5 protein-coding genes are annotated in these 5,390 nt (G+C 48.2%); 2 read left to right on the top strand and 3 right to left on the bottom strand.

Going from position 1 to position 5,390, the window contains the following annotated elements:
• On the top strand, positions 1 to 192 hold a 192-nt coding region (locus EYQ01_04405), incomplete at its 5' end, for a hypothetical protein (GenBank protein ID HIE65046.1).
• A 420-nt stretch (positions 193 to 612) separates the two neighbouring features.
• On the opposite strand, the gene EYQ01_04400 is transcribed toward EYQ01_04405, so the two are convergent.
• The 3 genes from EYQ01_04400 to EYQ01_04390 form a co-directional block, all read right to left on the bottom strand.
• Positions 613 to 2,154 carry an aromatic ring-hydroxylating dioxygenase subunit alpha gene (locus EYQ01_04400; protein HIE65045.1) on the bottom strand — a complete coding sequence of 514 codons (1,542 nt, stop codon included), beginning with the start codon at positions 2,152 to 2,154 and terminating at the stop codon, positions 613 to 615.
• A 485-nt stretch (positions 2,155 to 2,639) separates the two neighbouring features.
• Positions 2,640 to 3,242, bottom strand: coding sequence for a VOC family protein (locus EYQ01_04395; GenBank protein ID HIE65044.1), 603 nt, complete (start codon positions 3,240 to 3,242; stop codon positions 2,640 to 2,642).
• A 20-nt stretch (positions 3,243 to 3,262) separates the two neighbouring features.
• Complete coding sequence (locus tag EYQ01_04390; protein ID HIE65043.1) at positions 3,263 to 5,077, bottom strand: NAD(P)/FAD-dependent oxidoreductase; 1,815 nt, start codon at positions 5,075 to 5,077, stop codon at positions 3,263 to 3,265.
• Between the two features lie 110 nt (positions 5,078 to 5,187).
• Here EYQ01_04390 and EYQ01_04385 point away from each other — a divergent pair, with 110 nt between their 5' ends.
• A complete protein-coding gene (locus tag EYQ01_04385) occupies positions 5,188 to 5,304 on the top strand; it encodes a hypothetical protein (protein ID HIE65042.1) in 117 nt (38 codons plus the stop codon).
• The last annotated feature ends 86 nt before the right edge of the window (positions 5,305 to 5,390 follow it).

Genomic DNA, 5,390 nt, shown 5'->3' with positions numbered 1-5,390 from the left:
TCCGGCGGTACTGTTCTTTATTTTGACCTTGATAGGCCTGGGCCTCGGCCCAATCTTGACCGGTTATGTTGCCGACCAGCTTACGGACAGATGTTCCTTTTCCCATCCTATTTTTATCATGGGACTATTCCGTTTCGTTGCAGCCAGCGACGTATCTGCATCGCGTTTAATGTAGAGCCACTGGACAGCTGAGCAACGGGGTCGTATATGGACCCGCCTGATTGATCAAGTGTTGATTTAGCTATTTTGTTTTCTCTTCAGCGAATTGATTAGTCAAGAACAGATCTGCTGTTGTTATGCCATCGCTTGCTTGTACGTTGTCTGATGAGCGCTGAGCGCCCAGCATATCCTGGCCAACCTATAAATCTCTAAGTGATTGACCCGACCACCTGTAAGCCCTTAGTTGCAGCCCGTTACAGCCGTTGGCCATCCGAAGGATCACCGCGCCGCAGTGGTTCAAATTTGAATGAACATCTGCAATTGCATTACTTGACCATTCTTTGAAAAATGTGGTTTATAACACCTATTCTCAATCAAGAAAGCCTTTTACTCCGGCACTTTACTCCGACCCCCTAATTTTAGGATGGCTTCGAGATAATTCCCAGGGATTCCCTAGGGTTTTTCAAGCCACTCATTGAGTAATTTGTGAAAATGCCTGGGTTTCGTTTCCCCGTAGTTGGCAAAAATGACCTCAGGCACTCTCATGCTTTTCAAACCCTTATGTACATGCGGCATATTTACAATGTCCTGATTGAATACTTTCGCCAGCATTCCAAGTTCGGGTGCGTCGCACCAGTCATCGTCTGGACCAAGCCAGTGTGGTTCACGAACCGGCTCATAGTTGCCATCTGCAGGAATAGGGGACAGGTACATGCACTCCATAATACACTCGTCGGGATTGTCACCATTGGGTCGGAAGCGATAATTGATCGAATTGAAACAACCCCACGGATGGAAGTTCGGGAAAACGGTGTTATAGATCGAATCCAGCAATTCTGCATCACAGACATCATCAATCGCATCTCCCAGGGCAGATCGGAAAGACTCGCGAACATGTTCTGCCATTACTTGACGCAAATTCTTGCCTTCCGGGACTGTTATGCTCCCGCCAGCCGGAATGTTTTCGGACCCTGGTAATTGATGTCCACCGACCCAATTCAGCATATTTGCGTCGACCTGGGTTAATGGTCCGTCAATCCAAGTGCCATCTTCCTTAAATCTGCTGATGGCGCCTTCACCATCCGTGACGTGCACGGAGCCGTCAATGCACGCTTCATAAACATAACCCGTAATTGCGTGCCGCTGTTTGGTGTACAGCCTGGCGTCCTCAAGCGGTTCCCAGTCCCGTGTCACATGAGGACTCTTGATTCCATTGGCAGACATCGCACGGCAATAGTTTCCGAAGACATCGTACTGAGTATTGGCATCACCGATCACTTCCAGGATGGTTGGGTGAGTTCCGATCACATGATATGCCTCACTGAAAGCTTCCTGCGCTATTTTCCAGTTGCAGCGTAGGATCTTGGCCACATGCGCTGACTTGTACCTCTGGGTGTAGGGCAACGTTGTAAACTGATCAGACAGATTACCGAGGTAGTCTTCCAATGATCCTGCGTTCTGATCGGGGTTGATGAATATATAACCACCCCAGCGACCAAGCTTGATCTCGGGTAAAGAGTACTTTTCCTCGGTTACCGTGGGGAAGTCCCAGTGGCAGGGCACTTCTTTCAATGAACCATCAGTATTCCATGCCCAGCCGTGGAAGGGACAACGAAATTCAGTTGCCCGTTTGCCACTTTCGGTTTTAAGCAGGCGTCCACGATGCAGACAAACGTTATCGAACGCACGGAACTCATCCTCCCCTGTCCTGACGACCAGGAACGACAGATATGCAATCTGATAGACGTGATAGTCACCCACATCAGGAATGTCATCCTGGTGGCAGGCCATTTGCCAGCATCGCTTCCAGACTTTTTCGATTTCTAATTCATGGAAATCTCTTGAAAAATATCTCTCTGCCGGAACGATTGTGGGTCCGGGCGTCAGCGGACTCTGTACTTTGAGGATATCAGGTACTTGCTTACTGTCAGTGTCCAAAACTTCCTGATAGCTGATACCGCTGGAACGATCTGTACCGGTTATTGTTTCTACCATGTGATTCTGCCTTCTCGTTTCCAGGAACGTGTTGTTATTTCATCAAAGAATGCAGGATCTGAAACTGATCGAGGTCAATTATTGCTAAACTCGCAGGTTTAATTTGCCTCCAAGTGGGTGTTGTATGCGTGTGCAGCGCCATACCACAACAACGGGGTCGTATATGGACCCGCCTGATTGATCAAGTGTTGATTTAGCTATTTTGTTTTCTCTTCAACGAATTGATTAATCAAGAACAGATCTGCAGTCGTATATTCGGCTTCTTATCGAGATGATTACAATCTTCTCGGCGCCATGATGAAAACCGCACTCGAACACCTTATCGGAGTAACAGCTTCAAAAAAGCCAGACCCCATACAGGTTCGGTTCGAGCCGGTATTACCTGTTATCCATCTTAATCGTGATCGTTGGAACGCTATTTCTGAACTGCCACCGGCAATAGTTGGTGCTTCGTCACCCAGCCAATTGAACCCCTCGGTTCAGCGTCAGATTCTTTTTGCGACTTCGCTCGGTTCCTTTCGAGTGTCCTCACCAATCGCATTGAAGGGTTGACGCATAAACGCCAGTGCCTCTTCTTCGGTCTGCTGGAATTCATTTGCATCAGTGGTGACACAGTACTCGATCATAATGCCGTTCGGATCAACAAGGTAGATCGCGGTACACCAGCCATGGTCAACTTCGGTCATTTGCTCGACTCCGACGGCCTTGAGTTCGTTTTTCTTTGTTTCCAGGTCTTCCAGCGAATGGAGTTGGAAAGCGATATGGTTCACCCACAGCGGTAAGCCAACACTTCTGGAAAGGTTGGTTTCGTAATTATCTGTTTCGCCAATGCCCTCAACCTGAAAAAAGGCGAGGCATTCGCCGTTTCCCATGTCAAAGAAAAAGTGTCGAAAGAAACCGTTTCCCTGCTTGTGATTTTCTGTACGGGCGAGCCGCATGCCCAGTTTTTTCGTATAAAATTCATAGGTCGCCTCAGCATCTTTAGTGCAATAGGCAACATGATGTACGCCGTTAGGTAATAGTGCCGTGCTGTTTCTCCTTCTGCCGCTTATCAGCAGCGGGTTTTGCCCGGTACCTGGAGAGAATATTCCACAACGCTCTGAGGATTCTAGCTGACATCCAACCCTTCAAGCGTGCCCTCATCTCGCCAGGTTTTGATGAGCTTGAAGAATGCTTCAGAACCGGCACCATAGTTGGTGTCCTGTAAAGCTCGTGCCTGGGGTTTGCCTTCGTTGTTGTAGTAGCCGGGCGTGCAGTCTGCGAGGAATTTCTCATTCGATCGAGCCAGCCCGATAATCGTCTGCACCCACGCTTCCTCGGCTTCTGCACTTGCCTCGACAACTCGATGATTGCCTTCCATACAATGTTTGATAATGTAGGCGATGTGCTTGCTCTGTTCATTCAAACCGTGGGGGTAATTTGCTGTGAAGCCGGTTTGGATGTGCCCCATCATAAAGCAGTTGGGGAATCCGTTAACCTGCATTCCGTGGAATGTTCTCGCTCCTTCTGACCACTTTTCAGTCAAACTGACACCGTCACGCCCATACATTTCGCAACCGCTCCTCCTGGCATATCCGGTTCCCACTTCAAAACCTGTAGCAAATATCAGGCAATCCACCTCATATTCTTTTCCATCGACCACGACGCCATTTTCCGTAATCTTATCGACGCCCATCCCTTTTGTGTCGACCAATTCGACATTGGGACGGTTGAAAGTTGGCAGGTATTCATCGTGAAAACAGGGTCGTTTACAAAACTGCCTGTAGTAGGGTTTTAGAAGTTCTGCGGTTTCCGGATCCTTCACAATGGAGTCAACCCTGCCTCGGATCTGTTCCATCTTCTGGAAATCAGCCAACTCCATTTTTTCAGTCATTGCCTGCTTGGCCATATCCGGAGTCTTCTCATCCTTAATCAGTACGAGCAGATTACGAATAATCTCTGTCCAGCCGTCGTTGACAAGGTCTTTTTCCGCTATGCCGCCTGTGGTGAGAATATTGAAGTTATCCATACGTTCCTGCTGCCACCCAGGTTTTAGGCTTGATGCCCAGTCCGTGTCTGTCGTGTAGTCATTACGTTCGTCAATGGATGAAGGCGTTCGCTGGAAGACATAAAGCTGCTTTGCACCTTCGGCAAGATGAGAAACACACTGAACTGCCGTGGCTCCCGTGCCTAATATGCCGACTCGCTTATCCTTGAGATCGGTCAATCCTCCGTTGGCATCACCCCCGGTATAGTCGTAATCCCAACGGGCTGTATGGAAGGTGTGCCCCTTGTAGGATTCAATGCCAGGGATACCTGGGAGCTTGGGCCGATTGAGAGGCCCGTTGGACATGGCAACAAATCGGGCCTTCATGGCATCGCCCTTATCGGTTGTGATGGTCCATCTCCCGGTCGCCTCATCCCAGTGTATTTCCTTTACTTCCGTTTGAAAGCAAACATCATCGTACAGATCAAATTTCCTTGCGATCATCTGGCTATATTCAAGGATGTCCGCACCATCGATGTACTTCTTTTTTGGCATATAGCCAATTTCTTCAAGCAGAGGAAGATAGATATAGGATTCAATATCGCAGGCAGCGCCAGGGTAGCGGTTCCAGTACCAGGTCCCGCCGAAGTCCCCGCCTTTTTCTATTATTCTGAAGTTTTTCACTCCGGCATCACGAAGACGGACAGCTGCCAGAAGGCCACCAAAACCACCACCAATAATGACAATGTCGATTTCATCAGTCAGTGGTTCACGTTCTACTTTAGATTTGAGATACGGATCATCAATATAGTGAACGAAATCGCCTCTTACTTCGACGTATTGCTCATTACCGTCGGAACGTAGACGTTTAACTTTTTCCATGGAGTATTTCTGCCGTAGTTCGTCTGGATCAAATCCAAGATCCAACTTGCTTGATGATTCAGTTTCACTTGTCATAGGACTTTCTCGCTGGTGGATAGCCTCTGATCGTCCCATAGGATGTCTGGTTGAGAATGAGTTTCCTTGATCGAAGTCAACATATTGCAAGTTAGTACGGCCTTCATCCGTTGGGATTGTACGATGATGCCCAGATCCCCAGATGGGAAAAGCTGGCTAAGGAAATCCACCTTTATGATGCCAAGGTCGGCTGTCAATTGATGGATCCGGGGCCGGAGGGAAGATAGGTATTTTAGACCGCATTTTTCCAAGATTATAAAAGTATCCTCTTTGGAGATTCGATCATATAAAGTTAAGGAAACCAGTATGTCGA

The organism is Candidatus Manganitrophaceae bacterium, assembly GCA_012960925.1.
GTDB lineage: Bacteria > Nitrospirota > Nitrospiria > SBBL01 > JAADHI01 > DUAG01.
The sequence above is the reverse complement of the archived record's forward strand: the minus strand, read 5'-3'. Positions and strand labels throughout refer to the sequence as shown.